This is a genomic window from Prosthecomicrobium sp. N25 (assembly GCF_037203705.1).
GTDB lineage: Bacteria > Pseudomonadota > Alphaproteobacteria > Rhizobiales > Ancalomicrobiaceae > Prosthecodimorpha.
In genome coordinates this window covers 244752-270341 of record NZ_JBBCAT010000006.1, presented here as the reverse complement: position 1 = coordinate 270341, position 25590 = coordinate 244752, and the positions used below count along the sequence as shown (strand labels likewise).

Genomic DNA, 25590 nt, shown 5'->3' with positions numbered 1-25590 from the left:
GGGGTGGAGCAGCCCGGTAGCTCGTCAGGCTCATAACCTGAAGGTCGTCAGTTCAAATCTGGCCCCCGCAACCACCTTGATCTGACGCCCCGGACCATCAGGTTCGGGGTGTTTTTTTTGGTCCGCGAGCTTCCGCCGGATGGGCGTGACGTGCTCCCCGCCTATTCACCAATGAGCTCGATCTCTCACAAAGTGCAGGACCATACGGAGTAGTCGTTTCCGTGAAACCGGTCCTGGAGCCAGTCTTCCATTGGCGGCGTGGGTCCGGGCGGGACGGAACCTCCCTCCGGATCGACCCATATCTGCGGGCTCTGGCGAGCATAGCCGTAAAGGCTCGAGCCGTCTGCCCGGAGCGCGGCGAGGCCGAGCGGGTCGGGTTGGGCATACCGCCCGAGGGTCGGGTCGTAGTGGCGGTGCCAGTTGTAATGGAGGCCCGCCTCGAGCTGGAACCACTGGCCGGGGAAGCGGGCGTCGAGGGTGGCGCTGCCGGTGATCGAATGGACCTTGCCGAAGGATTCGTAGACCGCCCGCCAGACGACCGCCTGGGCGGCGTCGGTCATCATGAAGGGGCGGCCGACGTGGTCGTTGTGGACGTGCAGGAGCGTCGGCGTGGCCAGGTTCGCGCCGTCGACCGCGACGGGCAGGTCGTCGAGCCAGATATATTCCCGGAGCGTGACGCCGGCCCCGTTGGTCTCGGCGATCGGGCGGTCGCGCGTGTCGTAGATGGAGTGCGTGGTTCCGTTCGGCGTGCCGTTGGTGAGCGAGCGCACGACCAGCCGCTCGAAGGCGTCGTACCTGTATGTGGCCCGCGCGGTCGCCCCGACCGTCAGGCTTGAGGGACGCCCGGCCTGATCTCGTGCCGAACTTCACTGCGTTGCCACGTGGCCGCAGATTTGCCGGTCCGGTCCACACCAAGGCCTGCGGAGCCGTGATGACCGGCCGGTGCCGGTCAGGCCGCGTCCTTTCGGCCCGCCTGCATCCGTTCGGTCCGGCGCTTCAGGAGTTCGACCGCCACCAGGAGCAGGAGGGCCGCGACCATCATGACGATCGAGGCGGCGGCGATCATCGGGGAGAGGCTTTCGCGCAGGCCGGAGAACATCTCGCGCGGGATCGTCCGCTGCTGGGGCGCGGCGAGGAACAGGACGGTGACCACCTCGTCGAAGGAGGCCGCGAAGGCGAAGAGGGTCCCGGTGACGACGCCGGGCAACACGAGCGGCAGCATCACGCGCCGGAAGGCGAGCAAGGGGGGAGCCCCGAGCGATGCGGCGGCGCGCATGAGGTTGTGATCGAAGCCCGCGAGCGACGCGCCGACGGTGACCACCACGAAGGGGCTCCCCAGCGCGGCGTGGGCCAGCACGATGCCGGTGTAGGTCTGCGTCAGCCCGAGGGGGGCGAAGAAGAAGTAGAGCCCGACCGCGTAGATCACGACCGGGACGACGAGGGGCGACAGCAGCAGCGCCGTGACGACCTTCTTGCCGGGGAAGTCGCTGCGCGCGAGCCCGACCGCCGCCGCGGTGCCGAGCACGGCCGCGATCACGGCCGAGGCGGCGCCGATCGCGAAGGAGTTCTTCACGGCGAGCGACCACTTCTCCGATGCGAAGAAGGCCTCCATCCACTTCAGCGAGAAGGCGCGGATCGGGTAGACCAGGAACTCGCCGTCCGAGAACCCGAGCGGCACGATGGCCAGGATGGGCGCGATCAGAAAGATGCCGGTCAGCACCGCGACGGCGGCCAGCAGCAGGGAGGAGATCCGCTCGAGCGGCGTCAGGGGCATGGTCGGTTGCGGCATGTCGGTCTCCTCAGGCGAGGCGGCGGCCGCCGGCGATCCTGGCATAGAGGATCGACAGGACGGCGGTACAGCCGAGCAGAACGACACCGAGCGCCGCGGCGAGACCCCAGTTGATGGTGTCGTTGACGAAGAAGGCGATGAACCAGGAGATCATCTGGTCGTCGGCGCCGCCGACCAGCGCGGGCGTGATGTAGTAGCCGATGGCCGAAATGAACACGAGGAGAGCGCCGGCGGCGACCCCGGGAAGCGTCTGCGGGAAATAGATGCGGCGGAAGGCAGTCGCGGGCGTGGCGCCCAGCGAGCGGGCGGCGCGCACCGTCTCGGGACGTATGCCGCGCATCACCGCCGCGAGCGGCAGCACCATGAAGGGCAGGAGCACGTGCGTCATCGCGACGACGACGCCGACCCGGTTGAAGATCAGGCGCAGCGGCTGGTCGACGATGCCCAGGGCCAGCATGATGTTGTTCAGGATGCCCTGATCCTGCAGCAGGACGATCCAGGCCGCGGTCCGCACGAGGAGCGAGGTCCAGAACGGCAAGAGCACAAACACGGTCATCAGCGCCGCGACGCGCCGGCCCGCCCGCGTCATCAGGTAGGCGTAGGGGTAGCCGATCAGCAGGGTGAGCAGGGTGACGAGCCCTGCGACCGAGAAGGTCCGCTGCAGGATCGTGCGGTAGATCCGGTCCCGTTCGGGCGCGGAGACGATCGCACCGGTTTCGGTCTTGCGCAGGTCGAGCGCCGACAGGAGGTAGAAGTCGGTGACCGGGCCCGAGGCGCGCCGCAAGGCCCTCGTCGTCTCGGGCCGTATCCAGGCCGGATCGATCTGGGCGAAGACGGTCCGCCAGTCTCCGTTCGGCGGCGCCTCGATCCTGCCGATCTGTCGCGCCGTCTTCATGACCAGGGTCCGTCCGCCGTCGACCGCATAGTTCACCCGCCGGGCCGCGACCGCCACCGTGTCGGCCGCCGCCGAGGCCTTGATGTCGGCCGCCAGCGCCGGCCAGAGGAGGGCGGGCGGTTCGCCGCCGCCGTCCCAAGCGCGGGTCACGGCCACGGTCCGCGGCCAGACCGACGCCACGTCGCCGTCGAGGAAGGACCGCCTCAGCATGTCCCCGATCGGCACCAGAAAGGTGAAGACCAGGAAGACGAGCAGCGGCGCGACCAGCAGGAAGGCGCCCCGCCGCCGCCCCCGTTCGGCACGGGCATGCGCCTTGACGAGGTCGAGTTCGGCGGCTGTCGCTTCGGTCATGGCAAGCCGTTCCGTGATGGCGGCGGAACCCGCCCGCGCGGCGCCTCGAGCGCCGGGCGGGCCGGGCGACGACCCGGGCGGACGAGCGCCGCCCGATCTCGGGGGACGATCAGTTCACCGCCGCCCACTTGTTGAAGCGCTCGGCGAGCTTGTCGTTGTTCTCGATCCAGAACTCGGTGTCGATGAGCTTGGCCTTGGCGAGGTTCGCGGGCGCGGTCGGCAGATCGGCCAAGGCCTTGGGGTCGATGAGCGGCGTCGCGGCCTTGGTGGTGACCCCGTAGGCGATGTGGTTCGGCAGCTTGGCCTGGTTCTCGGGCTTGCCCACGACGGCCAGGAACTTGTAGGCCGCCTCGACATTGGGCGAGCCCTTGAGGATGACCCAGCTGTCGAGCGTGTAGAGCGCCTGGTTCCAGACGATGCCGAAGTTGCGCTTGTCCTTCTTGTTGGCGGCGTCGATGCGGCCGTTGTAGACCGAGGTCATGACCACCTCGCCGGAGGCCAGGAACTGCGGCGGCTGGGCGCCGGACTTCCAGAAGATGAGGTCCTTCTTGATGGTGTCGAGCTTCTTGAAGGCACGATCGACCCCGGCGTCGGTCTTCAGCACCTCGTAGACCTTGTCGGCCGGCACGCCGTCGGCCATGAGCGCGATCTCGAGGGTCGTCTTGGCGCCCATGCGCAGCGCCCGCTTGCCCGGCCAGGTCTTCGTGTCGAAGAAGTCGGCCCAGGATTTCGGCGCCTTGTCGGCCGGGATCTTGTCCTTGTCGTAGCCGAGCACGAAGTCGTACAGGATCGCGCCGACGCCGCACTTGTGGACGGCATCCGGCAGATAGGCGTCCTGGCCGCCGATCCGGGCGAAGTCGAGCTTCTCGTAGAGGCCCTCCTCGCAGCCGATCTCGAGCTCGTCGGATTCGACCTGCACCACGTCCCAGCCGGCGTTGCCGCCCTGGACCTTGGCGCGCAGCACGCCGACGCCGCCGTCCCAGCTTTCGTCGATCATGTCGACGCCCGCGGCCTTGGCGGGCTCGAAGTAGACGATCTTCTGGGCGTCCTGGTAGGCGCCGCCCCAGGACACCACCACCAGCTTGCCGGACGCGGCCTGCGCGACGGCGCCGACGCCGAGGACGAGGGCCGCGGTCGCGGCGATCATGTGACTGCGCTTCATGACTTTTCTCCCTGAGGTTTCGTAGTCCGGGTGATCGAGGGCCGCCGCTGGGGCGGGAGGCCGCCGGCCGACCTCTGCGGTCGGTCGTCGGCCTAGTGGTCGGTGCGCGCGGGGTCGTAGGCGCGGGCATGGTCCCGGGCGAAGCCGAAGCGGGTCTCCACCCCGACGTCGGGTGCGGGCAGGCCGTGGGCCGGCTGCTTGGCCACCACGTCGAGGCCGCCGGCGGATATGTGAACCTGGAGGTGATCGCCGTGATAGACGACGTCGACCACGCGTCCGGGGATCGAGTCCGGGAGGCCGTCCGCCGCGGGGCCGATGCGGATGTGCTCCGGACGGACGATGACGGCACAGGGTCCCGCCGCCCCGACGTCGACCGCTTGCGCCTCGATCCGGGCACCCCCGACCGTCCCGACCGTCACCGTGTCGCCGCTTCGCCCGAGAATGGTCCCGTCGAAGCGGTTGGACTCGCCCACGAAGGTGGCGACCAGGCCGTCCGCGGGCTCCTGGTAGAGGCTGCGCGGGTCCGCGACCTGGCGGATGTGGCCGCCGGCGAACACCGCGATCCGGTCCGACATGGTCAAGGCCTCGGACTGGTCGTGGGTGACGTAGACCATCGTGAGGCCGAGCGACATGTGCAGCGAGCGGATCTCGTACTGCATGTGCTCGCGCAATTGCTTGTCGAGCGCGCCGAGCGGCTCGTCCATGAGCACGATCTCGGGCTCGAAGACGAGCGCGCGGGCGAGGGCGATGCGCTGCTGCTGGCCGCCGGACAACTGGCTCGGCTTGCGATCGGCGACATGCGGGAGGCGCACCATGTCGAGCGCGCGCGCCACCTTGTCCTTCACCTCGGCGCGGCCCATCCGGCGCACCTCGAGCGGGAACGCGATGTTCTGGGCGACGGTCATGTGCGGGAACAGGGCGTAGTTCTGGAAGACCATGCCGATACCGCGCTCGTGGGGCGGCTTCTTCGAGAGCGGCCGGTCGGCCAGATAGATCTCGCCCGAGGTCGGCACCTCGAATCCCGCCAGCATCATCAGGCAGGTCGTCTTGCCGGAGCCTGAGGGTCCCAGCAGGGTCAGGAACTCGCCCTTGCCGATCGCCAGGTCGAGGTCCTTCACCACGTGGGTCTTGCCGTCGTAGGTCTTCGACACGCCCCGGAAGGCGACGAGGGTCGATGCCCGCGCGATGTCGCGAGCGCCGCCGGCGACCAAGGGCTTGTTCACGGCAATTCTCCTCCGCCGGACTTGCTCGGCGTCCCTCGATGTCCCGATCGCGCCCCCGCGCCGTCGCGATGACACCCGCTCCAGTCCCGGAGACGCCCCCGCGCCCCCATGACCCTCCTGCCGAGCGCCCCACGGAACCGTCGAGCCCGGCAGGAAGCTAATCACCCCGCGAGGGCCGGACAAACGCTTTTTAACGACCGCAGTGTTGCTCCAACGGCACCAGCCGAACCCGCCGCGCACCATTCCCGTACGGATCCGTGCTCCGGAGCGGCGTGCGCGGCCGGGAAAGGGTTCGTCCACGAGACCGGCTCGACCGCTCGCGCGGACGGCCGGCGCGGGCCCGGCAGAGACGGAGCGAGGCTCGAGCGTCGGATGCGGGGGATCAGTCCTCGACCGGCACCAGCCCGCCTTCGGTGGTGGCCACGCTGGATGCGAACCATTGGCGCAGGCGCAGGATCACCGCCGCATCCCACCGCTGCTCCGGCGCGACGAACCAGTAGCCGCCGAGGCAGACCTCGGTCTGCAGGAGCTCGACGAGCCGACCGGCGACGAGATCGTCGGCGGCCTGCAGACGGGTGGCGAGCGCGACGCCCTGGCCGGCGAGGGCCGCCTCGTGGGCGGAGGAGGCGTACCAGAGGCGCGGGCCGTGCAGAGTGGTCGGCGGCTCGTGGCCGGCGGAGCGGAAGAAGCGCCGCCACTGGTCGCGGCTGTCCTCGTGGATCAGGAAGCACCGGGACAGATCGTCCAGCGTTCGGATCGGGGGCTGACGGGCGATCCACTCCGGGGAGGCGACCGGGAAGATCCTCGTCCGCTCGAGGAGCTGGCTGCGGCCGCCCTCGGGCGGGAGTTCGCCGAAGCAGATCGCGGCATCGGCGTCGCCGCGCTTCAGGTCCGGCCGCTCGACCGTCGCCCGCACGACGATCTCGACGCCGGGCAGCGCGGCCTGGAGGTCGGACAGGCGCGGCGGCAGCCAGCGCGAGGCCAGACCGGGCACGCACCACAGCCGGAGCTGCCGGGCGCCCGCCCGGTCGGGCCTGAGTTCGGCCGTGGCCTCGGCGATGCGGTCGAAGGCGGCGGACGTCGCGGTGTAGACCAGGCTGCCCTGTTCGGTCAGCGCGACGCCGCGCGGGCCGGTCTCCACGAGCCGGGTGCCGAACCAGTCCTGCAGGTTCTGGACGTGGCGGGACACCACCGTGTGGCAGACCCCGAGGTCCTCCGCCGCCTTGCGCATCGAACCGTGGCGGCCGACTGCCTCGAAGGCCCGGAGCATGGAGAGCGGCGGCAGGCGGCGGCGACGGTCGTCCTCGCCGATCCCGCCGTCCGACGTCCCTTTCGCCCGACCGGAGCCTCCTCGCGGCTTCGCCATCGCGGTTTCCCTTGTGGAGTGGTGCCAAGATAGCACCACAGAGCCCGAAAGAAAGCGCCTGCCACGAAGCGTCGTCATGGGGGAAACTGGTCGCACCGTCCGATCACCGGGTATTCCTCGCCATGACCACCAATGCCGCTCTTCTCGCCCGCCGCGCCGCCGCCGTTCCCCGCGGCGTCTCCACCGCCACCCCGGTCTACGCGGACCGGGCCGAGAATGCCGAGATCTGGGACGTCGAAGGCCGGCGCTTCGTCGACTTCGCGGGTGGCATCGCGGTCCTGAACACGGGGCACCGTCATCCCAAGGTGATGGCGGCCGTGGAGGCGCAGATGCGGCGCTTCACGCACACCGCCTTCCAGGTCAACGCCTACGAGCCCTACATCGAGCTGGCCGAGAGGCTCAATGCGCGCGCCCCCTTCTCGGGGCCGGCCAAGACGATCTTCTTCACCACCGGCGGCGAGGCGCTGGAGAACGCGGTCAAGATCGCGCGGGCCCATACCGGCCGCAGCGGCGTGATCACCTTCACGGGCGCCTTCCACGGACGCACCATGCTGACCATGGCGATGACCGGCAAGGTGCTGCCCTACAAGAAGAAGTTCGGCCCGATGCCGGCCGAGGTGTGGCACCTGCCCTTCCCGAACGAGTATCACGGCGTCACGGTGAAGCAGGCGCTCGACGCCCTCGCGTTCCTGTTCCGCGCCGACATCGAGCCCGAGCGGGTGGCGGCGATCGTGGTGGAGCCCGTCCAGGGCGAAGGCGGCTTCTACGAGACGCCGACCGAACTCTTCGTGGCGCTTCGCAAGATCTGCGACGATCACGGCATCGTTCTCGTCGCCGACGAGGTGCAGACCGGCTTCGGGCGCACCGGCAAGCTCTTCGCCATGGAGCATACGGGCGTCGAGCCCGACATGGTGACCATGGCCAAGTCCCTGGGCGGCGGCTTCCCGATCTCCGGCGTGCTCGGCCGCGCCGCGATCATGGACGCGCCCGAGCCGGGCGGCCTCGGCGGCACCTATGCGGGATCGCCGATCGCCTGCGCGGCGGCGCTCGCCGTTCTGGACGTGATCGAGGAGGAGAAGCTGCTCGACCGCGCGAACGCGCTCGGGGCGGCCATCAAGGCGAAGCTCGAAGGCTTCGCGCGCCGCAACGACATGGTGCCGATCGCGGCGATCCGCGGACGCGGCGCCATGATCGGCTTCGACGTGGTCAAGTCGCACGGCGCCCACGAGCCCGACGCGGAGGCGACCCGGCGCGTCGCTGCGGCCGCGCTCGAGGCCGGACTGATCCTGCTAACCTGCGGTGTCTTCGGGAACGCGATCCGGATCCTGGTCCCGCTCACGGTGTCGGATGCCGTCCTGGAGGAGGGGCTGAACGCCCTCGAAACGGCGCTGGTCGCGGCGCGGGGCTGACGCCCCGCACGGGATCCGGGCCCCCAGGGGCCTCGCCGCGCGCCCGAAGGGTCCTCGGCGGTTCGCCAGGCGTCGCCGGATCGGCAGCGCCTCCGCGGTGGCCGGCGCTCCTCGATAGCGGCGGATGGGGTGGCGCGCGAAGGGACCGCCCCCGGGCCCCGCTCGTCCGTGGGGCGCAACGGGCGAGGGCGACGCCGCGCCCCATGCCGAGGACCGGTCTCAGCGGCAGATGTACTTCGTGCTGTTCCTCGTCATGCTCCAGTGGCAGGTCGGGCCGTAGTAATAGGGGCGGTCATAGGGGCGATAGGGCACCCCGAACCCGTAGGGCCCGTAGTAGGTCGGGGCGTAGCCGTAGGACGCCGGGCCGTAGCCGTAGTAGGGGGCGCCGTATCCGAAACCGACCACGACCGGGCCCCCGTATCGGCCCGGATGGTGGTGGCCGTGGCGCCAGACCTTGCCTTTGCCCTTGCCCGCAGCGTGCCCGTGGTTGCCGCCGCCATGGCCCTTGCCGGCGTAGGCCGCCTCGCTCGTGATCGGCAGGGCCGCCAGTGCCAGAGCGGCGCTGGCGAGGAAAGCCACGGACACCTTCTCGACGATCATCGTACTCTCCCTGAAGAACGCACACATGGCAGGCACCCTCGATCGTCCTGGCCACATCCTCCCCGTAACCGATTAGATGCCGATACCGTAAAGACGGCAAGTCGTCGTTTCCCGGAAGCCGGCTCAACCTTGCGAGAGGCGGGGCGGCGTCGAAAAGCTGGTCCAGCAAACTGCGCCGCGTGACGCCGGTCGGTTCTTGGCGGCCCGAGACTCGGTGTTCCGACGTCTTGGCCAATCAACGCTCGAGTTGACGAGGCGTGCAGAGGCCGGCTGCGCGGATCGAATTAAGGCTACGACGTATGTTTTTTGATCAAGTGAAGAGGATCGTGGGAATCCAGCATCTCCAAGCGCTACTCCTCTCCCTCGACTTCCCCGATGCCCGGCCCGAGGACCCGGCCTTGTTTCACAAGGCGGGCTGTGGCTTTATCGCATCCAGATTGGATCGATCCAAAAGAGATCGACCGAATCCGGAGGAGACGCTTGTGGACCAGGATCGCGGCGCCGCGGATCGGGGATCCGCGCGCGGCAAGGTGACCCTCACGGAGATCGCCGCCCACGCGGGCGTTTCGCGATCGACAGTGTCGCTGGTCCTGCGCAAGAGTCCTCTGGTGGCCGACACGACCCGGGCCCGAGTCCGCGCGGCCATCGAGGCGCTCGGCTACGTGTACGACCGGGGAGCCGCCCGGATGCGCGGGCGGCGGTCGGACACGGTCGGGCTCGTCGTCGTCGACCTGACGAGCCCCTTCTACGCGGAGTTCATCGCCGGGGTGGACGCGGCGCTCGATGCGGCCGGACGGCTCGCCTTCATCGCCAACACGGGCGAGGACCCCGCCCGGCAATGGCGAGTCCTTGAGCGCTTTCGCGAGCACGCGGTCGACGGGGTGATCCTGTGTCCGGCCGAGGGCGCCGAGGCGGCCATGCTCGACCGCATCGGCAGTTGGGGCTTGCCCTGCGTTCAGGCCCTGCGTTTCGTACCGGGGTCCGTCACCGACTATGCCGGCACAGACAACAGCCTCGGCACCGAGCAGGCAACCGAGCATCTGATCGGCCTAGGCCATCGCCGCGTCGTGTTCGTCGGCGGAGGGGCCAGCCACTCGGTCGCGCGCGACCGCATGGCGGGCTATCGAACCGCGATGCTCCGGCACGGCCTGGAGCCGGCGACCCTCGCCTGCCGCAACACCCTGGCGGACGGAACCGCGGCGATCAGGGCGGCCTTGTCGGCCCCGGTGCGCCCGACGGCTGCTGTCTGCTTCAACGACCCGGTCGCGATGGGCGTGATCCACGGGGTTCGCCAGGCCGGGCTGCGGCCCGGCGCGGACCTGGCGGTGGTCGGCTTCGACAGCATCGCGGATGCGGCGTTGTGGGTCCCGAGCCTGACCACCGTGGCGATCCAGCCCTCCGAGATCGGCTGCGCCGCCGCCAACCTCCTGATGCGGCGCATCGCGGATCCGACGGGTGCGCCGGAAAGGTCCATCGTGGCGCCCCGGCTGGTCGTTCGCGAGTCCAGCGGCCCGGCGCTATCCGCGGCCCTCGCCTCGGTCGGGGTGGCCTCGGCATGATCGTCGACACGCGCACCCTCCTCCTCGATCGGCTGCTGCCCTGGTGGGCGGAGGCAGCCTGGGACCCGCGGGACGGCGGCTTCGTCGCCGAGCTCGGCCAGGACGGCGGGCAGATCCGGGAGACGTCACGGCTTCTCCTCGTCCAGGCACGCATGCTCTACGTGCTCAGCCACGCGCACCGGCTCGGCGCGGGACCTTTTGCCCTGCACGCCGCCGGGCGCCTCCGCGCCTTCCTCGAAGAGTGGTTCCGCCTCGACGACGGCGCCTGGGCGCGCGCGGCCGCCCCCGAAGCGGGCGGCACTCGGGACGGCCTCGTGGATTTCTACGACCAGAGCTTCGTGCTCCATGGCCTCGCCTGGTGGTATCGGGCGAGCGGCGACCCGCGCACCCCGGCGGATGCGGTCGCGACCCTTGCGGCGCTCGACCGTCGTCTCGCCGACCCGGCGGCCGGAGGCTACTTCGAGGACGACACGCGGCGGCTGCCCCGGCGCCAGAACCCTCATATGCATCTCCTGGAGGCGATGCACGCCTGGTTCGAGGCGACCGGAGACCAATTGTGGCTCGACCGCGCCGAGGCCGTGGTGGCGCTGTTCCGCTCGCGCTTCCTCGACGAGGCAACCGGCACTTTGCGGGAATTCCTCGATGCCGGGCTGGCCCCCGCGGACGGCCCGGCCGGATCTTGGCGCGAACCGGGCCATCATATGGAATGGGTCTGGCTCCTTCTCCACCATCGCCGCCTGACCGGGCGCGGCGACGACCTCGGGGCCGCAGCCGAGCGCCTTTGGGAGACGGCTGAAGCGCATGGCGTGGACCTCTCCGGCCACCTCGTCGAGGCGGTCGACCGCGGCGGCCGCGTGCTCGACCCGAACCGACTTCTCTGGCCGCAGACCGAGGCCGTCAAGGCGGCCCTGGCCAGAACCGAGATGCTTGGCGCCGACCCTGCCCCGGCCGACCGCTTCCTCAAGGTCCTCCTGGCCCACCACATGCCGGCCGGCGGGCCGCTCTGGATCAACCGGTTGTCGCCTGAAGGCGTGCCGCTCGGCGGCACCATGCCAACCCGGATCCTCTACCACCTGACCCTCGCGCTCGCCGAATACGCCCGGCTGCGCCCTTCCTTCGCCGCAACCGGGCCCGCGGGCAGGACGGCGCCAGACCGCATCGGAGCACCGGCATGACGAAGCGAATCGGGTTCATCGGCCTCGGCCTCATGGGCCACGGCATGGCCTCGAACCTGCTTGCAAAGGGCCATCCGCTGACGCTGCTCGGGACGCACGCCCGGGCGAACGTGGCGGATCTCGTCGGGCGCGGCGCGAGTGCGGTCGGAACGCCCGCGGAGGTCGCCGCCGCGAGCGAGGTCGTCATCACTTGCGTGCGCAGTTCGGCCGACGTAGAGGGCCTCGTCTATGGCGAAGACGGCATCCTGGCCGGCGCGAGACCGGGGCTCGTTCACATCGACACGACCACCGCAAACCCGGTCTCGACCGCCCGGATCGCGGCCGACTATGCGGCGCGCGGGCTGCGCTTCGCCGATGCACCGCTCGGACGGACACCCCGCGAGGCGGCGGAGGGGCGCCTGAACGTGATGCTCGGAGCGGACACGGCCCTGAAGGACGAAATCCTGCCCGTGCTGCGGGGGTTTGCCGAGAACGTCTTCCATGTCGGCCCGGTCGGCGCCGGCCATACCATGAAGCTCATCAACAACTTCATGGCCATGAGCCACGCCTGCGTGGCGGCGGAGGCGGTCGCGGCGGCGCGGGCCGCGGGACTAGACCTCAAGGTCATGACCGACATCATCTCGGCCGGCGGCGCCAACAGCGCGCAGTTTCAGATGATCATGCCGTGGGTTGTCGACCGCGATCCCTCGCGGTTGCAGTTCACGATCGCCAATGCGCGCAAGGACCTCGCCTACTACGGCGCCTTCGCGAGCGAGAACCGGCTGAGCGGGGGCGTAGCGCCCGCCGTCCTGCAGACACTGACCCTGGCGGCCGCGCTCGGCCGCGGGGATCAGTTCGTCCCCCGCCTCGCCGACATGCTGAGCGACCTAGCCGGGGCGGGAGAAGAGGGTACGGCACCGAGATGATGTCCGGCTCAAGCAAGTCGAATGTATATTTCGGCCGTTGGCCGAAGATAGTAGCGTACTGTCCCGGCCAAGAAGTCTCTAATCTGTAAATCATTAGTCGTGGCGAAGAAAGGGCTTGTCACACGCCAACGCGCAGCCATAGTGGAAACGACGGCCCCGCCAGAGGGCTCGAAACGGGAGGAACACGCATGAGGAAGATTTGGATCTCGACCGTCTTCGGCGCCGCCATGGCCGTTGCGGCCGGCACCGCCTCGGCCCAGCAGGCGATCGAGCTGCACGGCGCTTCGCAGTTTGGCGACGAGCACGCCTTCACCAAGGCGATGGTCAAGTTCGAGGAACTCGTCAAGGCCTGCTACAAGCAGCCGATCAACTTCGTTCTTCACAAGAACAGCGAGCTCGGCCTGGAGAAGCAATATTTCGAGTACATGGCGGCCGGCAAGGCGGTCGACTATGCGATCGTGTCTCCGGCCCACATGTCGACCTATTCGAAGGCGGCCCCCTTCATCGACGCGCCGTTCCTGTTCCGCGATCTGTCCCATTGGAACAAGGTGCTGGAACAGGACCTCTTCAAGCCGATCGCGGACGAGATCGCACGCCGCGCCGACACCATGCTGATCGGCTATGCGGGCGGCGGCGTGCGCAACATTTTCGTCACCAAGCCGGTCACCAACATGGCCGAGCTGAAGGGCCTCAAGGTGCGCGTCCAGGGCGCGCCGATCTGGAGCCGGACCTTCGCGGCCGCCGGCATGTCGCCGACCGTGATCGCCTACAACGAGGTCTACAACGGCATCCAGAACGGCGTCATCGCGGCCGGCGAGAACGAGGCGGCGGGCGTCGAGCAGATGCGCTTCTACGAGGTCGCCCCGCAGCTCGCGATGACCCAGCACGCCATCACGATCCGGCCCCTGGTGTTTTCGGGCAAGACCTTCCGCAAACTCCCGCCCGAGCTCCAGACCTGCGTGACCTCGGCCGGCAAGGAGGCCGGCAAGCACGGGCGCGACATCGAATCGAGTGAGGACACGGCCAAGCTGGAGGCACTCGAGAAGGCAGGCAAACTGAAGCGGGTGGCTTTCACCGAACGGGACGCCCTCAAGAAAGCCGTCGATCCCATCCTGATCGAGTACGCCAAGGAGATCGAGGCGGGCGACATCCTGGCCAAGATCAACGCGATCCAGTAACGGCGCCTCGGGCGCGGGCTGTCTATCCACGGATGCCGGGCCGAGCCCCGGCATCTTCGGCCCGGACCCGTCCGATCCTGGAAGGCCCGGCCGTCTCCGCGTCCGACCTGTCCCGGACCGACCAGACCGCAATCGTCAAGATGTCCCGCTCGCCCGGGACGGGGGGAAACATGGCGTCCTCAGACAGTGCCGGCGCGTGGCGACGCTTCACGGCCTGGTACCACCGCATCCTGCTCGCGATGCTGGCACTCCTGCTCGGCGTCCTCATCATTCCGGTGACGCTGCAGATTTTCTCGCGCTTCACCCACATCATCCCGCACTACATCTGGACGGAAGAGATGGCGCGCTTCCTGTTCGTCTGGGCCATCATGATCGGCTCGATCGTCGGGGTGCGCGAGTGGACGCACTTCGACGTCGACGTCTGGCCACGCCTCGGCCGCAAGGCCGACGCCGCGCTCCGGCTCGTGGCGCGGACCGGGGTACTCGCCATCGCGTTCGTCTTCCTTATCGAGGGATACGAGTTCACCGACCAGGCGATCTACCGCATCTCGGAACTCGCGGAGCTGCCGCTCTGGATCATCCACGTCGCTTGGCCGCTCACCGGCGCGAGCTGGATCCTGTTTCTCGCCGAGCACTACGTGGACGATTTCCGTGCGCTGACCGGGAGGCATGGATGACCGGATCCCTCCTCGGCTCCGGCCAGGCGGCCGCGATCCTGTTCGGCATCTTCTTCACGGCGCTCCTCTTGCGCATCCCGGTCGCCTTCTCGCTGGCGCTCGCGTGCCTCCCCATCCTCCTAATCGAACCGCGGCTCTCCTCCGAGATTCTCGTTCAGGAGACCTTCAACTCCTACAATTCCTTCATCCTCCTCGCCGTCCCGTTCTTTCTCCTGACCGCGAACCTGATGAACGGCGGCGGCATCACGGACCGGCTGATGACCTTGTCCCGGACCATGGTCGGCCACTGGCCCGGCGGCCTCGCCCAGATCAATGTCGTTCTGTCCTTCTTCTTCGCCGGCATCTCCGGCTCCTCGACCGCTGATGCGGCAAGCCAATCCAAGGTCTTCATCGAGGCGCAGCGACGGGAGGGCTACGACGACAGCTTCTCGGTCGCCATCACGGCGGTTTCGTCGGTGCTCGCGGTGATCATTCCGCCGTCCATCCTCATGATCATCTGGGGCGGGACCCTGACCACCTCAATCGGCGCGCTCTTTCTCGCCGGCATCGTTCCGGGCGCGCTGATCACCGTCGCCCAGATGGCGACCGTGCATGTCTACGCCAAGATGCGCAACTATCCGACCTATAAGCGCGCAAGCTGGGGCGACCTGGCGCGCAGCCTTCTCGTCTCCGTGCCGGCGCTGACGACGCCCTTCATCATCATAGGGGGCAAGATCTTCGGCTGGTTCACCGCGACCGAATCCGCCTGCATCGCCGTCATTTATGCTGCGTTCTTGAGCCTGCTCTTCTACCGCGAGATGAACCTGCGTGGCTTCTACGAGGCCCTCGTGGACACGGGGCGCTTCTCCGCCATCGCACTCTTCTGCGTCGGCACGGCATCGGCCTTCGGCTGGCTCCTCGCCTACTACAAGATTCCCCAAGCGATCCTGTCCGGCGTCTCGGCCTGGCACCTCGGCCCGACCGGGATGGGGTTCCTGGTCGCCGGCGTTTTTCTGGTCGTCGGCTGTTTCCTAGATGCGATTCCGGCGATCATCATCGTCGGGACCATCCTGCAGCCCCTGACCGTGTCGGCGGGCATGGACCCTGTGCATTTCGCGATGATCGGTATCGTGTCCCTGGCCTTCGGCCTCGTCACCCCGCCCTATGGCCTGTGCCTCCTGATCGCCTGCTCAATGGCCGGCATGCGCCTGATGGACGCGATCAAGGACGTTCTAATCATGCTCGCGCCGATGTGCATCGTCCTGGTGATGATTATCGTCTGGCCGGAGATCGTGCTCTTCCTGCCGCGACTGATCTCCCCGGATTTCCTGCGATGATACGGCACCTCGGCACTCTGTCTGCCTATTACGCAAGGTCTCTACTGCACCCGTCGCGAGACCTTGGCGAATATGCTGAGGCCTAGCCATTGCGGCATTGCATAGGTCAAGGCTGGATCGCCTTCCAATCTCAGTTGCCCACTGTCGACCTCATCCTTGATTGTGGTCAGTCCCATCCAGACGGAGGTCATCGAGCGAAGCGAACTCTCCACGAGCAGATCAAGCTCATAGCCGGGGTCGAAGCTGCATAGATCAACGCTGCCCCGGTCGACTACCAGCCACCAATTCCTCTGCTGCAGGGGCACTTCCGAGTACACGAACTGTATCGTGCTGCGTCGCTCGGGAAGCAATGCGACGACGAGGCTGCGGCGCATGTCCCACATGAGCAGCGAGGGGTCGAGGTTCTTCAGGGAAAGCCTCGACTCCATCCAGCGCTGGGCCCATTCGCCAAGGCCGATGATGAGCGGTCGGAGTTCCTCGCCCGCCTCCGACAATCGATATTCCAGGGTTCCGTTCTCGTTTGGACGAGTGACGATCACCCCGGCCTGCTGCAGCTCCTTGAGCCTCTTGGATAGAAGGGAGGGCGACATCTTCGGTAGTCCACGCCGGAGATCATTGAAGCGCGAGCTGCCACACAACAGTTCCCTGACGACAAGAGTTGTCCAGCGGCTGCACAAAATCTCGGATGCCATGGACACTGGGCAGAATTGGCCGTAGCCCGCACGCTGGTCCATTGCTCGTGATCTCCGATGATCGAGCCGAACAATAGCGCGAAAGCCACCCCAAAGAAACAGGCGGTACAGTTCCAGGACTAGATCACTTCAAGGCCGCGAAGGATTATTCCCGTCACTACCAGGGAGGTCCACATGTCCACGTACGCAGCCACGATGAGCCCGGACACATCGCCCGTTCAGCCCGACCTCCCAGACAAGGAGAATTTCGTCGACCTCGCCCATCGGCTGGGGCCTCAGATGGCCGGCCGCGCCATGCAGGTCGACAGCGACAATGTCTTCGTCTCGGACAGCTTCGCGACTTTGAAGGAAGAAGGCCTCATCGAAGCCGGCGTTCCGCGCGAGCTAGGCGGGGGAGGCGCGGAAATTCCCGAACTCGCTGAAATGTTGCGAGTTCTGGCGCGGGACTGTGGCTCTACCGCACTGGCCTTCTCGATGCATACGCATCAAGTCGCGACCGCGGCCTGGCGCTGGCGGCACCAGAACGCCTTGCTGCTCGAGCCGCTCTTGCGGCGTGTTGCCGCCGAAAGAGTGATCCTTCTCTCCTCGGGCGGTTCGGACTGGATCGGCGGTTCGGGCGAGGCCGAGAAGGTCGAGGGAGGCTTTCGCGTCTCCGGGCGAAAGAAATTCACCTCGGGGGCGGAGGCCGGCAACATTCTCATGACCAGTGCCATCTACGAGAAAGACGATGGCAGCCGCTCCGTCATTCACTTCGGCGTTCCGATGGCGTCCGCGAATGTGCGCATAGAGCAGACCTGGAACACCCTGGGCATGCGGGGCACCGCCTCGAACGATGTCGTCCTGGACGATCTCTTCGTTGCCGACGCTTCTGTCGCCTTCTCCCGCAAGGCGGGGGAATGGCATCCCGTTTTCCAGACGATCGCGACCATCGCCTTTCCACTCGTTTATGCCGTGTATCTGGGGGTGGCGGAGAGCGCTCGCGATATCGCAATCGACATTGCAAGAGGACGGCCGCAGGCAGACCCGTCTCTAGCCGGCCGCCTGGATACCGAACTGAGGGCGGCTCAGCTCGCGCATCGCTGGATGCTCGACATCGTGGCTCTGAACGCACCCTCGGCGCATACGGTCAATGAAGTCATGATCGGACGCAGTCTCGTCGCCCGCCATGCAATCGCGGCCGTCGAGCTCGCCATGGAACTCGCAGGCGGCGCATCCTTTTACCGCGCCGCTGGATTGGAGCGTCGCTTTCGCGACATTCAAGGTGCTCGATTTCACCCGCTGCAAGCCGGACCGCAAGCGCACTATGCCGGTGCAACGGCGCTCGGCTTGTCGACCGCGAAGGTCTATTAGCCGGCGAGGACCGCCGCGAGTATTGGACCCCCAACGTCCCAATCGGTGATCCAACCGACGGTTGCGGCCCTGGGCGCATGTCCCGGGGCCGCCCGCCGAGACTCCGTTCGCGCGGACCATTGCGTACGAACGAGGTGAGCCGGTCGGAAAGGCCGCTGACTTCATCCGCCTACGCGTGATATTCACGCTTTTGTGCGGAAATCACGCACCTGCTGCTTGGATCGCATGGGGGAGCCCGAGCGCGAGCCGCGCCAAACCGGTGATGCGAAAGGCTGCGCCGCGCTCGTGCCGGATCCCAGGGGATTGGCATGTACATTGCGAACAAAGGGGTCAGCATACGTCCACCCCTGTGCTCCACGATCGGGAGGATCGCCATGACTGCCCATCGCCGCAGACCCCTCGGATTTCTGGCCGTACTCGCTCTTGCGTCGATCCCGGCCGGGGGCCTGTCGGCCGCGGAGTTGCGCGTCGGGTTCAGCCAGGACGCGCAGACCCTCGATCCGGCCAATCACCGCAACCGCGAGAACGAAACGATCCTGCGGAACATGTGCGACGGGTTGCTGACCCGAGACCCGGCCATGAAGGTAGTCCCCGAGATTGCCGACTCCTTCCGCCAGGTCGACCCTCTGACCTGGGAATTCAAGATCAGGGACGGCCTCAAGTTCCATTCCGGAACGCCGCTCACCAGCGCCGACGTCGCCTTCACGTTCAACCGCATCGTCAAGGACAAGGCGATGAGCGGGCAGACCAGCCCGCGCAAGAGCCTCCTCGGTCCGGTGGAGGACGTGGAAGCCGTGGACACGCGCACCGTGCGCTTCAAGATGTCCGCCCCCTGGCCCATCCTCCCGGCGATGCTTCCGTTCCAGGAGGTCGTCAGCAAGGCCTTCGTCGAGAAGCAGGGCGATGCCGCCCTCGCCACGAAGGTCGACTGCGTCGGCCCCTTCAAGCTCGTCGAATGGCGGCGCGGCGACGCGGTCATCATGGAGCGCGATCCGGGCTACTACGGCGGCTCCCCAGCCATTCCGCCGGTCGGGCCCGCCAAGGTCGACCGCGCCATCTTCAAGATCATTCCCGAGAATGCCTCCCGGGTGGCCGCGCTCCTGGCCGGCGAGGTCGACATCATCAACGAACTGCCCGCCTCCGCCATCCGGCAGGTCGAGGCGAGCGAGCGCGCCAAGGTGATGGCGGTCAACGGCACCCGCACCTTCTTCATGGCGATCAACCTGGCTAAGAAGCCCTTCGACGACGTCCGCGTTCGCAAGGCGCTCAACCACGCGGTCGACCGGCGTCTCATCATCGACAAGATCCTGGAGGGCCGCGCCACGCCGCTGAACGGGGTCATGAGCCCCGACGCCTTCGCTTTCAACAAGGACCTGCCCGAGTACCGTTACGACCCGGACGCGGCCAAGAAGCTGCTCGCCGAGGCGGGCGTGGCGAACCTCGAGTTGACCATCGACACGACGGGGGCCTTCAAGCCGACCGCCGAGGCCATCGCCGCACTGATGGCGCGCGCCGGCATCAAGGCGAATGTCCAGGTCTGGGAGGGCGCCGTCCTGTCGCCCATGTGGAACGCCGCGGACAAGCGCAAGGACCGCGATCTCTACCTCACCTCCTGGGGCAACGGCGCGCTCGACCCGTCGGACATCATGGTGCCGACGCTCCGCTCGGGGGGCCGCGGCAACGCCGCGGGCTACGCCAACGCCAAGGTCGACCAGCTTCTGGACGCGGCGGAGACCGAGGTGGACCAGGTGAAGCGGGAGACGATGTACAAGGAGGCGCAAGCGCAGGTGAACGCCGACGTGCCCTGGGTCTTCCTCTGGCTGCCCCAGGACCTCTATGGCGTGTCCAAGCGGCTGAAGGGCTGGCAACCGTCCGCCGACAGCCGGATCAATCTCCACGACGCCAGCGTCGACTAGCCGACGCCGAGCCCCGGAGCCCGCATCCATGTCGCCCGGCCGCCTCCTCGAACGGCTCGCCGCCCTGATCCCGATTCTCCTCGGTGTCAGCCTGATCGTCTTCCTGATGATCACGCTGACTCCGGGCGACCCGGTCCAGATCATGCTCGGCGATAGCCGCTCGAGCCCCGAACAGGAGGCTGCGCTCCGGCACGACATGGGTCTCGACCGACCGCCCTGGGAGCGCTTCTTCGTTTTCCTGTGGAACGCCGCGCAAGGCGAGTTCGGCCTCTCCTTCTTCCACCGGCGCCCGGTTCTCGACGTGATCCTCGAGCGGCTTCCGGCCACCATCGAACTGACGCTCGTCTCCCTCGTCCTGGCGCTCGCCATCGCGATCCCGCTCGGCGTCTTCGCCGCCGTCCACAAGAACTCCTGGATCGACCGTGCCGCCACGGTCGGTTCCCTGCTGGGCGTTTCCCTGCCGGGGTTCTGGTTCGGCATCCTCCTGATCCTGCTCTTTTCCGTCACGCTCGGGTGGCTGCCCGTCTCGGGGCGCATCGGCTACTCTTCCGAAGTTCCGGGCGTCACGGGTCTGCTCCTCGTCGACGCGCTGATCGCCGGCCGTCCCTCGAGCTTCCTCGACGCCCTCCGTCACCTGGTCCTTCCCGCCCTGACGCTCGCTTTGCCGATGGCGTCGGTGCTGACGCGGGTGACGCGCTCGTCGATGCTGGAGGTGCTCCGGTCCGACTACGTCCTCTTCGCGGAGGCCAAGGGCCTGACGCGCGCGAGGGTGATCGGCCGTCACGCGCTCAAGAACGCCCTGATCCCGACCGTGACCGTCGCGGCACTCGAAACCGGTTCGCTGCTCGGCGGCAACATGATCGTCGAGACCGTGTTCGGTTGGCCCGGCCTCGGCCGGCTGGTGGTGGAGGCGATCTTCAGCCGCAACTTCCCGCTCGTTCAGGCGGCCGTGCTGCTCTACGCGGTCACCTACGTCGTCCTGAACTTCGCCGCCGACCTCCTCTACACCGTCTTGAACCCCCGGGTGCGCCTGTGACCGCCGGGACCGCCGACAGGGAGGCCGGAGGGAGAGCGGATTCGCCGCTGGCGCTCGGCCTGTCCAATTTCCGGGACAATCGCCTGGCCGTCCTCTCCGCGCTCGTCGTGGTCGCCTTCGTGGCCGCGGCCGTACTGGCGCCGTTCGTCGCCCCTCACGACCCCAACGAGGCCGATCTCTTCCGCCGACTGCAGCCGCCCGCCTGGCTCGGCGGCGAGTGGGCATACCCGCTCGGCTGCGACGGCCTCGGGCGCGACATCCTCTCGCGCCTCATCTACGGGGCCCGCGTCTCCATCCTGGTCGGCGTGCTCGTCGTGGCGATCGCGACGGCGGTCGGCGTCCTCGCCGGCCTCGCGGCGGGGTACCTGGGCGGGGCGACAGACCGACTCATCTCCGGCCTCGTCGACGTTCTCCTGGGATTCCCGTACCTCATCTTCGCCATCGGCCTCATGGCCATGATGGGGCCCGGCTTCCAGAACATCGTGCTCGCGCTCGTCTACAAGGAGTGGGTCGTTCCCTGCCGGATCGTGCGGGGCGAAACGCTCGCCGTGCGTGAACTCGAATATGTGGAGGCGGCCCGGTCCCTCGGCGCCTCGCGCAGCCACATCATGCTCCGCGAGATCCTGCCCAACATCGTCTCGCCCGTCGTGGTGGTCGCGACGGTGCGGATCGCGCAAGTCATCATCCTCGAGGCGAGCCTGTCGTTCCTCGGCCTCGGCGTGCAGCCGCCCACCGCCTCCTGGGGTTCCATGGTGGCGGACGGGCGGGAATTCCTGATCGATGCCTGGTGGGTCTCCACCTTCCCGGGCCTCGCGATCCTGGCGCTCGTGCTTGCCATCAACATCGTCAGCCAGGGCCTTCGCGACGCCTTCGATCCAAGGATCCAGGCATGACCGCCCCCGTGGTTCCGCACCTCAGGACCGAAGACGGCCAGATTGCCAGGGCGCTGCTGGTGGTCGAGGGCCTGACCACATCCTTCCCGACCCGGGGCGGCGTGGTCACCGCCGTTGACGGCCTCGATCTCACCGTCAACGAGGGCGAGTGCCTCGGCGTCGTCGGCGAGTCCGGATCGGGCAAGAGCGTCACCTTCCTGTCCGTCCTCGGCCTCGTCCGCCCGCCCGGCACCGTGACGGCGCGCCGTCTCTCCTTCGCGGGGCGCGACCTGCTCGCCCTGTCCGAGGAGGCGCGGCGCGATCTGCGCGGCCGGGAGATCGCCATCACCATGCAGGACGCCCTGACGGCGCTGAATCCCGCCTTCACGGTCGCCACCCAGATCACGGAGACGCTTCTCGCCCACGGGCGGGCCGCGTCGATGGCGGAGGCTCGCCGGGCCGCGGTGGAGATCATGGGCCTCGTCGGCATCCCCGCCCCCGGGAAGCGGCTCGACGACTATCCGCACCAGTTTTCCGGGGGAATGCGTCAGCGGATCATGATCGCGATCGCGCTCGCCTGCCGACCCCGACTCCTGATCGCCGACGAACCGACCACCGCCCTCGACGTCACCATCCAGGCCCAGGTCCTCGACCTGATCGCCGACCTGCGCCGGGACCTCGGCATGAGCGTGGTGCTGATCACCCACGATCTCGGCGTCGTCGCCGAGCATTCCGACCGGGTCCTCGTGATGTACGCGGGCCAGGTCGTCGAGGCGGGCCGGACCCGGGACGTCATCGACCGACCGCTGCACCCCTATACGCGCGGCCTCCTCGCTTCCATGCCCTCCCTCGAGGACCTCGATCGCCCGATCCAGCCGATCCCCGGCCAAGTTCCCGACCCGACCCGTCTGCCCGCCCACTGCCGCTTCTTCGACCGCTGCGGCCTGGCCGACGAGGCGTGCCGGACGCCTGTCCCGCTCGCGCCCGCAGGGCCGGGGCGAGCCGTTCGTTGCGTGCGTCCCGGGGAGCCGGTCGATGCGTGACCCCGCTACCCCTCTGCTGGTGGCCGACCGGATCGTCAAACGCTTTCCGCTTCCCATGCCGCTCGCCAAGCGTCTCCTGGGGCGCAAGCCGGCCGCGGTCGGCGCCGTCGAGGACGTCAGCCTGACGGTCGCCCGAGGGGAGACGCTCGGCGTCATCGGCGAGTCGGGTTGCGGAAAGTCGACCCTCGGCCGGGTGCTCCTGAAACTCCACGCAGCGTCTTCGGGCACGATCCAGTTCGACGGCCAGGACATAACGGACCTTTCGGAACGGCAGTTCCGACCCCTTCGGCGCCGCATGCAGATCGTCTTCCAGGACCCCTACGCCTCGCTCAATCCGCGCCGCACGGTCGGTGAGATCGTCGGGCTGCCCCTTCGCCTGCACGAGGGATTGGGGCGGCGCGACGCCGAGGAACGAGCGGCGGAGTTCCTGCCCCATGTGGGGCTGTCCGCCCGCCACCTGCGCCGCTACCCGCATCAATTCTCGGGCGGTCAGCGCCAGCGGATCGGCATCGCCCGCGCGCTCATCCTCAACCCTGACTTCGTGGTCTGCGACGAGCCCGTCTCGGCGCTCGACGTGTCGATCCAAGCCCAGATCATCGAACTCCTGCTTCGCTTCAAGGCGGAGTCCGGCCTCACCTACCTGTTCATCTCCCACGACCTGGCGGTGGTCGGCCGCGTCTCGAACCGCATCGCCGTCATGTATCTGGGCAAGCTGGTCGAGGTCGGGCCGCGCGACGCCATCCTGCGGGCGCCGGCGCATCCCTATACGCGCGCGCTCCTCGCCGCCGCCCCGCGACTCCACCCCGAGGAGGGCCGAGAGCGGATCCGCCTCGTCGGCGACCTGCCGTCCCCGATCACGCCGCCCTCCGGGTGCCGTTTCCACACACGCTGCCCGGCGGCGATGCCGGTCTGCGCGCAGATGGCGCCGGCCGAGACGGAGGTCGCACCAGGCCACCGCGTGTCCTGCCACCTGCACGGAGTGAGCGGATCATGAATACCTGCAAGGCCGACGTGATCGAGTTGGAAGGCTCCCCGGCGGAGCGCGGCGCCGCACAGGTGCGCGCCGCGGGCGTCGATGCAGCCGAAGTGCGTGCGGTCCTGGACGCACGGTATTCGGCTGCCGCCACCGTCATCGAGTCGGAAGCGGCCCATCGCTATCTGGCCGGCCAGATGGCTTTTGCGCGCCGGCATGCGGCCCCGGAGATGTCCGAGCTCGACGGCGTCGCGGCCGGCCTCGGCATCGCACCCGAGCGTCTGTTCGCCCTCCTTCATCTCTCCATCCTGTCGCACGCGTTCGAGTGCGACGGCTGCACCGCCTGGGCACGCCCGCGGCCCGAGGGTGGCGCCATCCTCGTCAAGAACCGGGACCTCTCCGGCCCGCACCGTCATTTCCAGGCCGTCTTCCGGCACCGGGACCCAACCGCGCCCGGCGGCGTGGTGTTGAATGTCGGGACCATCGGGGCTCCGGGCGTCTACTCGAGCGGCATCAACGGCGCCGGGCTCGCCCTCGCGGACACGGCCATCCCGGCTCCCCGCCACCAGATCGGTTGGCTGCGCTACCTTCTGATGACCCGGATCCTCTTCACCTGCCGGACAGTGTCCGAAGCTATCGATCTGATCGGATCCTTGCGCCACGCCGGGGGCGGCAGCCTCATTCTCGCGGATGCCTCCGGTGCCGTGGCGAGCGTCGAGTTGCTGGCCGAGGGCCCCCGCATCGACAGGTCCGAGCCGGCCTTCCGGACGAACCATTTCCTCGCCGAGCCGCTCCGAGCCACCGAGGCCCGAGTCTCCGCGGCGGCCTTCACGTCGACTACAGGTCGTCTGGCGAACCTCAGAAGCCGCTTCGACTCGGGCCTGGGCCTCGGGACGCCGGAGTCCATTCAGGCCGCCATGGCGAGCCATGGGCCGGCCGGCTTCTGCCGCCACGGCGAGGGCGACGGCGCTCACACGGTATCCTGCGCCCTCTACACCACCGCCGACCGGCGGCTCCGGGTCGCGCGGGGAAATCCTTGCATCGCGCCCTGGGAGAATGCCGCGACCGACGGCGAGGGAGGGGCCGCCGATGCTTCCGCCGGGCATGCGTCATGACCCCGACCCCGGCCGCCATCGACCAGATCCTCGGCAGCCATCCGGGTGTCGAGGACGTGCGTCGGCTCGTTCGGAAGGCCGCCGCCAGTCCGGCACGCTGCGTACTGATCTATGGCGAGACCGGAACCGGAAAAGGGCTGGTCGCCCAGGCCATCCACGAGCTTTCGCAGCGCTCGGCCGGGCCGTTCGTGGACATCAATTGCGCGGCGATCCCGACGGAACTGGTGGAGTCCGAGCTCTTCGGCCACGAGCGGGGCGCCTTCACGGGGGCAGCGAGCAAGAAGGTCGGTCTGGTGGAGGCCGCCCACGGGGGCACACTGTTCCTCGACGAGATCCGCGAACTCAGTCCGGTCCTGCAAGCGAAGCTCCTTACGTTGATCGACCGGCAGAGCTTCCGGCGCATCGGTTCGGTCCAGCCGATCACGGTCGACGTCCGCTTCGTCGCGGCCACGAACCGCATCCTGTTCCGCGAGGTACGTGAGGGGCGCTTTCGGGAGGACCTCTACTATCGACTGCAGGTCGTCGCCATAAACCTGCCCCCCCTGCGCGAAAGGGGCGGCGACATCCTGTACCTCGCCCGGCACTTCCTGCAGCAGCTCAGCGACCGCTACGGCCGCGATATCCGCCGCATGTCGCCGGAGGTCGAGGACATCCTGGTGCGCTATTCGTGGCCCGGCAACGTGCGCGAGCTGCAGCACCTGCTTGAACGCATCGTGGCCCTGGAGGAGACCGACCGCGTCGAAGTCGCGCACATTCCGGCACGGGTCATGCGCGACATCGCCGGCGAGGGGCTACCGCTCCGCCGAGGTGGTCGGATGAGCTTCCACGACGCCACGCACGCCTTCCAGGCCGATCTCCTTCGCGCCGCCCTCGACGAGGCAGGCGGCAACCAGCAGCGCGCCGCCGAAGCCCTCGGGCTGACGCGTCACGCGCTCCGCCACCAGATCCTGAAGCTCGGCCTGAAGATCAGGCCCTGAACCAAACCGGA

General features: G+C 68.3%; 23 protein-coding genes. 15 read left to right on the top strand and 8 right to left on the bottom strand.

Annotation, left to right across the window (positions count from 1 at the left end):
• Positions 1–185: 185 nt before the first annotated feature.
• From WBG79_RS26995 to WBG79_RS26970, 6 genes are all read right to left on the bottom strand, one after another.
• Positions 186–770 (bottom strand): RHS repeat-associated core domain-containing protein, encoded by a 585-nt coding sequence (locus tag WBG79_RS26995; RefSeq protein ID WP_337360349.1) that lies wholly within the window; start codon positions 768–770, stop codon positions 186–188.
• Positions 771–949: 179 nt separating this feature from the next.
• The gene (locus WBG79_RS26990; RefSeq protein ID WP_337360348.1) at positions 950–1789 is read right to left on the bottom strand and encodes an ABC transporter permease; all 840 of its coding nucleotides are present in this window, start codon (positions 1787–1789) and stop codon (positions 950–952) included.
• 10 nt (positions 1790–1799) lie between these two features.
• The gene (locus WBG79_RS26985; protein WP_337360347.1) at positions 1800–3035 is read right to left on the bottom strand and encodes an ABC transporter permease; all 1236 of its coding nucleotides are present in this window, start codon (positions 3033–3035) and stop codon (positions 1800–1802) included.
• Between the two features lie 109 nt (positions 3036–3144).
• A complete protein-coding gene (locus tag WBG79_RS26980; protein ID WP_337360346.1) occupies positions 3145–4197 on the bottom strand; it encodes an ABC transporter substrate-binding protein in 1053 nt (350 codons plus the stop codon).
• Between the two features lie 92 nt (positions 4198–4289).
• Positions 4290–5420 carry an ABC transporter ATP-binding protein gene (locus WBG79_RS26975; RefSeq protein WP_337360345.1) on the bottom strand — a complete coding sequence of 377 codons (1131 nt, stop codon included), beginning with the start codon at positions 5418–5420 and terminating at the stop codon, positions 4290–4292.
• A gap of 382 nt (positions 5421–5802) precedes the next feature.
• Positions 5803–6786: a LysR substrate-binding domain-containing protein gene (locus WBG79_RS26970; protein WP_337360344.1), complete on the bottom strand. Its 984-nt coding sequence runs from the start codon at positions 6784–6786 to the stop codon at positions 5803–5805.
• 122 nt (positions 6787–6908) lie between these two features.
• On the opposite strand from WBG79_RS26970, the gene gabT reads away from it, so the two are divergent.
• Positions 6909–8195 (top strand): 4-aminobutyrate--2-oxoglutarate transaminase, encoded by a 1287-nt coding sequence (gene gabT, locus WBG79_RS26965; protein ID WP_337360343.1) that lies wholly within the window; start codon positions 6909–6911, stop codon positions 8193–8195.
• Positions 8196–8414: 219 nt separating this feature from the next.
• On the opposite strand, the gene WBG79_RS26960 is transcribed toward gabT, so the two are convergent.
• On the bottom strand, positions 8415–8795 hold the full coding sequence (locus tag WBG79_RS26960; RefSeq protein ID WP_337360342.1) for a hypothetical protein: 381 nt from the start codon (positions 8793–8795) through the stop codon (positions 8415–8417).
• 482 nt (positions 8796–9277) lie between these two features.
• Between WBG79_RS26960 and WBG79_RS26955 the strand changes: the two genes are divergently transcribed.
• The 6 genes from WBG79_RS26955 to WBG79_RS26930 all read left to right on the top strand — a co-directional run bounded on the left by WBG79_RS26955 (position 9278) and on the right by WBG79_RS26930 (position 15605).
• Positions 9278–10354, top strand: a complete 1077-nt coding sequence (locus WBG79_RS26955; RefSeq protein WP_337360341.1) for a LacI family DNA-binding transcriptional regulator — start codon at positions 9278–9280, stop codon at positions 10352–10354.
• On the top strand, positions 10351–11529 hold the full coding sequence (locus WBG79_RS26950; RefSeq protein ID WP_337360340.1) for an AGE family epimerase/isomerase: 1179 nt from the start codon (positions 10351–10353) through the stop codon (positions 11527–11529). The genes WBG79_RS26955 and WBG79_RS26950 overlap by 4 nt, the downstream gene beginning before the upstream one ends.
• A complete protein-coding gene (locus tag WBG79_RS26945; protein ID WP_337360339.1) occupies positions 11526–12434 on the top strand; it encodes an NAD(P)-dependent oxidoreductase in 909 nt (302 codons plus the stop codon). Before WBG79_RS26950 ends, WBG79_RS26945 begins: the two co-directional genes overlap by 4 nt.
• Before the next feature lie 188 nt (positions 12435–12622).
• The gene (locus WBG79_RS26940; protein ID WP_337360338.1) at positions 12623–13612 is read left to right on the top strand and encodes a TRAP transporter substrate-binding protein; all 990 of its coding nucleotides are present in this window, start codon (positions 12623–12625) and stop codon (positions 13610–13612) included.
• Between the two features lie 170 nt (positions 13613–13782).
• Positions 13783–14289, top strand: a complete 507-nt coding sequence (locus tag WBG79_RS26935) for a TRAP transporter small permease (protein WP_337360337.1) — start codon at positions 13783–13785, stop codon at positions 14287–14289.
• Positions 14286–15605 (top strand): TRAP transporter large permease, encoded by a 1320-nt coding sequence (locus WBG79_RS26930; RefSeq protein WP_337360336.1) that lies wholly within the window; start codon positions 14286–14288, stop codon positions 15603–15605. The genes WBG79_RS26935 and WBG79_RS26930 overlap by 4 nt, the downstream gene beginning before the upstream one ends.
• A gap of 41 nt (positions 15606–15646) precedes the next feature.
• On the opposite strand, the gene WBG79_RS26925 is transcribed toward WBG79_RS26930, so the two are convergent.
• Positions 15647–16339 (bottom strand): winged helix-turn-helix transcriptional regulator, encoded by a 693-nt coding sequence (locus WBG79_RS26925; protein WP_337360335.1) that lies wholly within the window; start codon positions 16337–16339, stop codon positions 15647–15649.
• Positions 16340–16471: 132 nt separating this feature from the next.
• Between WBG79_RS26925 and WBG79_RS26920 the strand changes: the two genes are divergently transcribed.
• From WBG79_RS26920 to WBG79_RS26885, 8 genes are all read left to right on the top strand, one after another.
• Positions 16472–17647 (top strand): acyl-CoA dehydrogenase family protein, encoded by a 1176-nt coding sequence (locus WBG79_RS26920; protein WP_443147523.1) that lies wholly within the window; start codon positions 16472–16474, stop codon positions 17645–17647.
• A 374-nt stretch (positions 17648–18021) separates the two neighbouring features.
• On the top strand, positions 18022–19563 hold the full coding sequence (locus WBG79_RS26915) for an ABC transporter substrate-binding protein (RefSeq protein WP_337360334.1): 1542 nt from the start codon (positions 18022–18024) through the stop codon (positions 19561–19563).
• Between the two features lie 28 nt (positions 19564–19591).
• Positions 19592–20599 carry an ABC transporter permease gene (locus tag WBG79_RS26910; RefSeq protein ID WP_337360333.1) on the top strand — a complete coding sequence of 336 codons (1008 nt, stop codon included), beginning with the start codon at positions 19592–19594 and terminating at the stop codon, positions 20597–20599.
• Positions 20596–21492 (top strand): ABC transporter permease, encoded by an 897-nt coding sequence (locus WBG79_RS26905; RefSeq protein ID WP_337360332.1) that lies wholly within the window; start codon positions 20596–20598, stop codon positions 21490–21492. Before WBG79_RS26910 ends, WBG79_RS26905 begins: the two co-directional genes overlap by 4 nt.
• Positions 21489–22514, top strand: a complete 1026-nt coding sequence (locus WBG79_RS26900; protein WP_337360331.1) for an ABC transporter ATP-binding protein — start codon at positions 21489–21491, stop codon at positions 22512–22514. Before WBG79_RS26905 ends, WBG79_RS26900 begins: the two co-directional genes overlap by 4 nt.
• Positions 22507–23508: an ABC transporter ATP-binding protein gene (locus WBG79_RS26895; RefSeq protein ID WP_337360330.1), complete on the top strand. Its 1002-nt coding sequence runs from the start codon at positions 22507–22509 to the stop codon at positions 23506–23508. The genes WBG79_RS26900 and WBG79_RS26895 overlap by 8 nt, the downstream gene beginning before the upstream one ends.
• Complete coding sequence (locus tag WBG79_RS26890) at positions 23505–24602, top strand: C45 family peptidase (protein ID WP_337360329.1); 1098 nt, start codon at positions 23505–23507, stop codon at positions 24600–24602. Before WBG79_RS26895 ends, WBG79_RS26890 begins: the two co-directional genes overlap by 4 nt.
• Positions 24599–25579 (top strand): sigma-54 interaction domain-containing protein, encoded by a 981-nt coding sequence (locus tag WBG79_RS26885; RefSeq protein ID WP_337360328.1) that lies wholly within the window; start codon positions 24599–24601, stop codon positions 25577–25579. The genes WBG79_RS26890 and WBG79_RS26885 overlap by 4 nt, the downstream gene beginning before the upstream one ends.
• Positions 25580–25590: the final 11 nt, after the last annotated feature.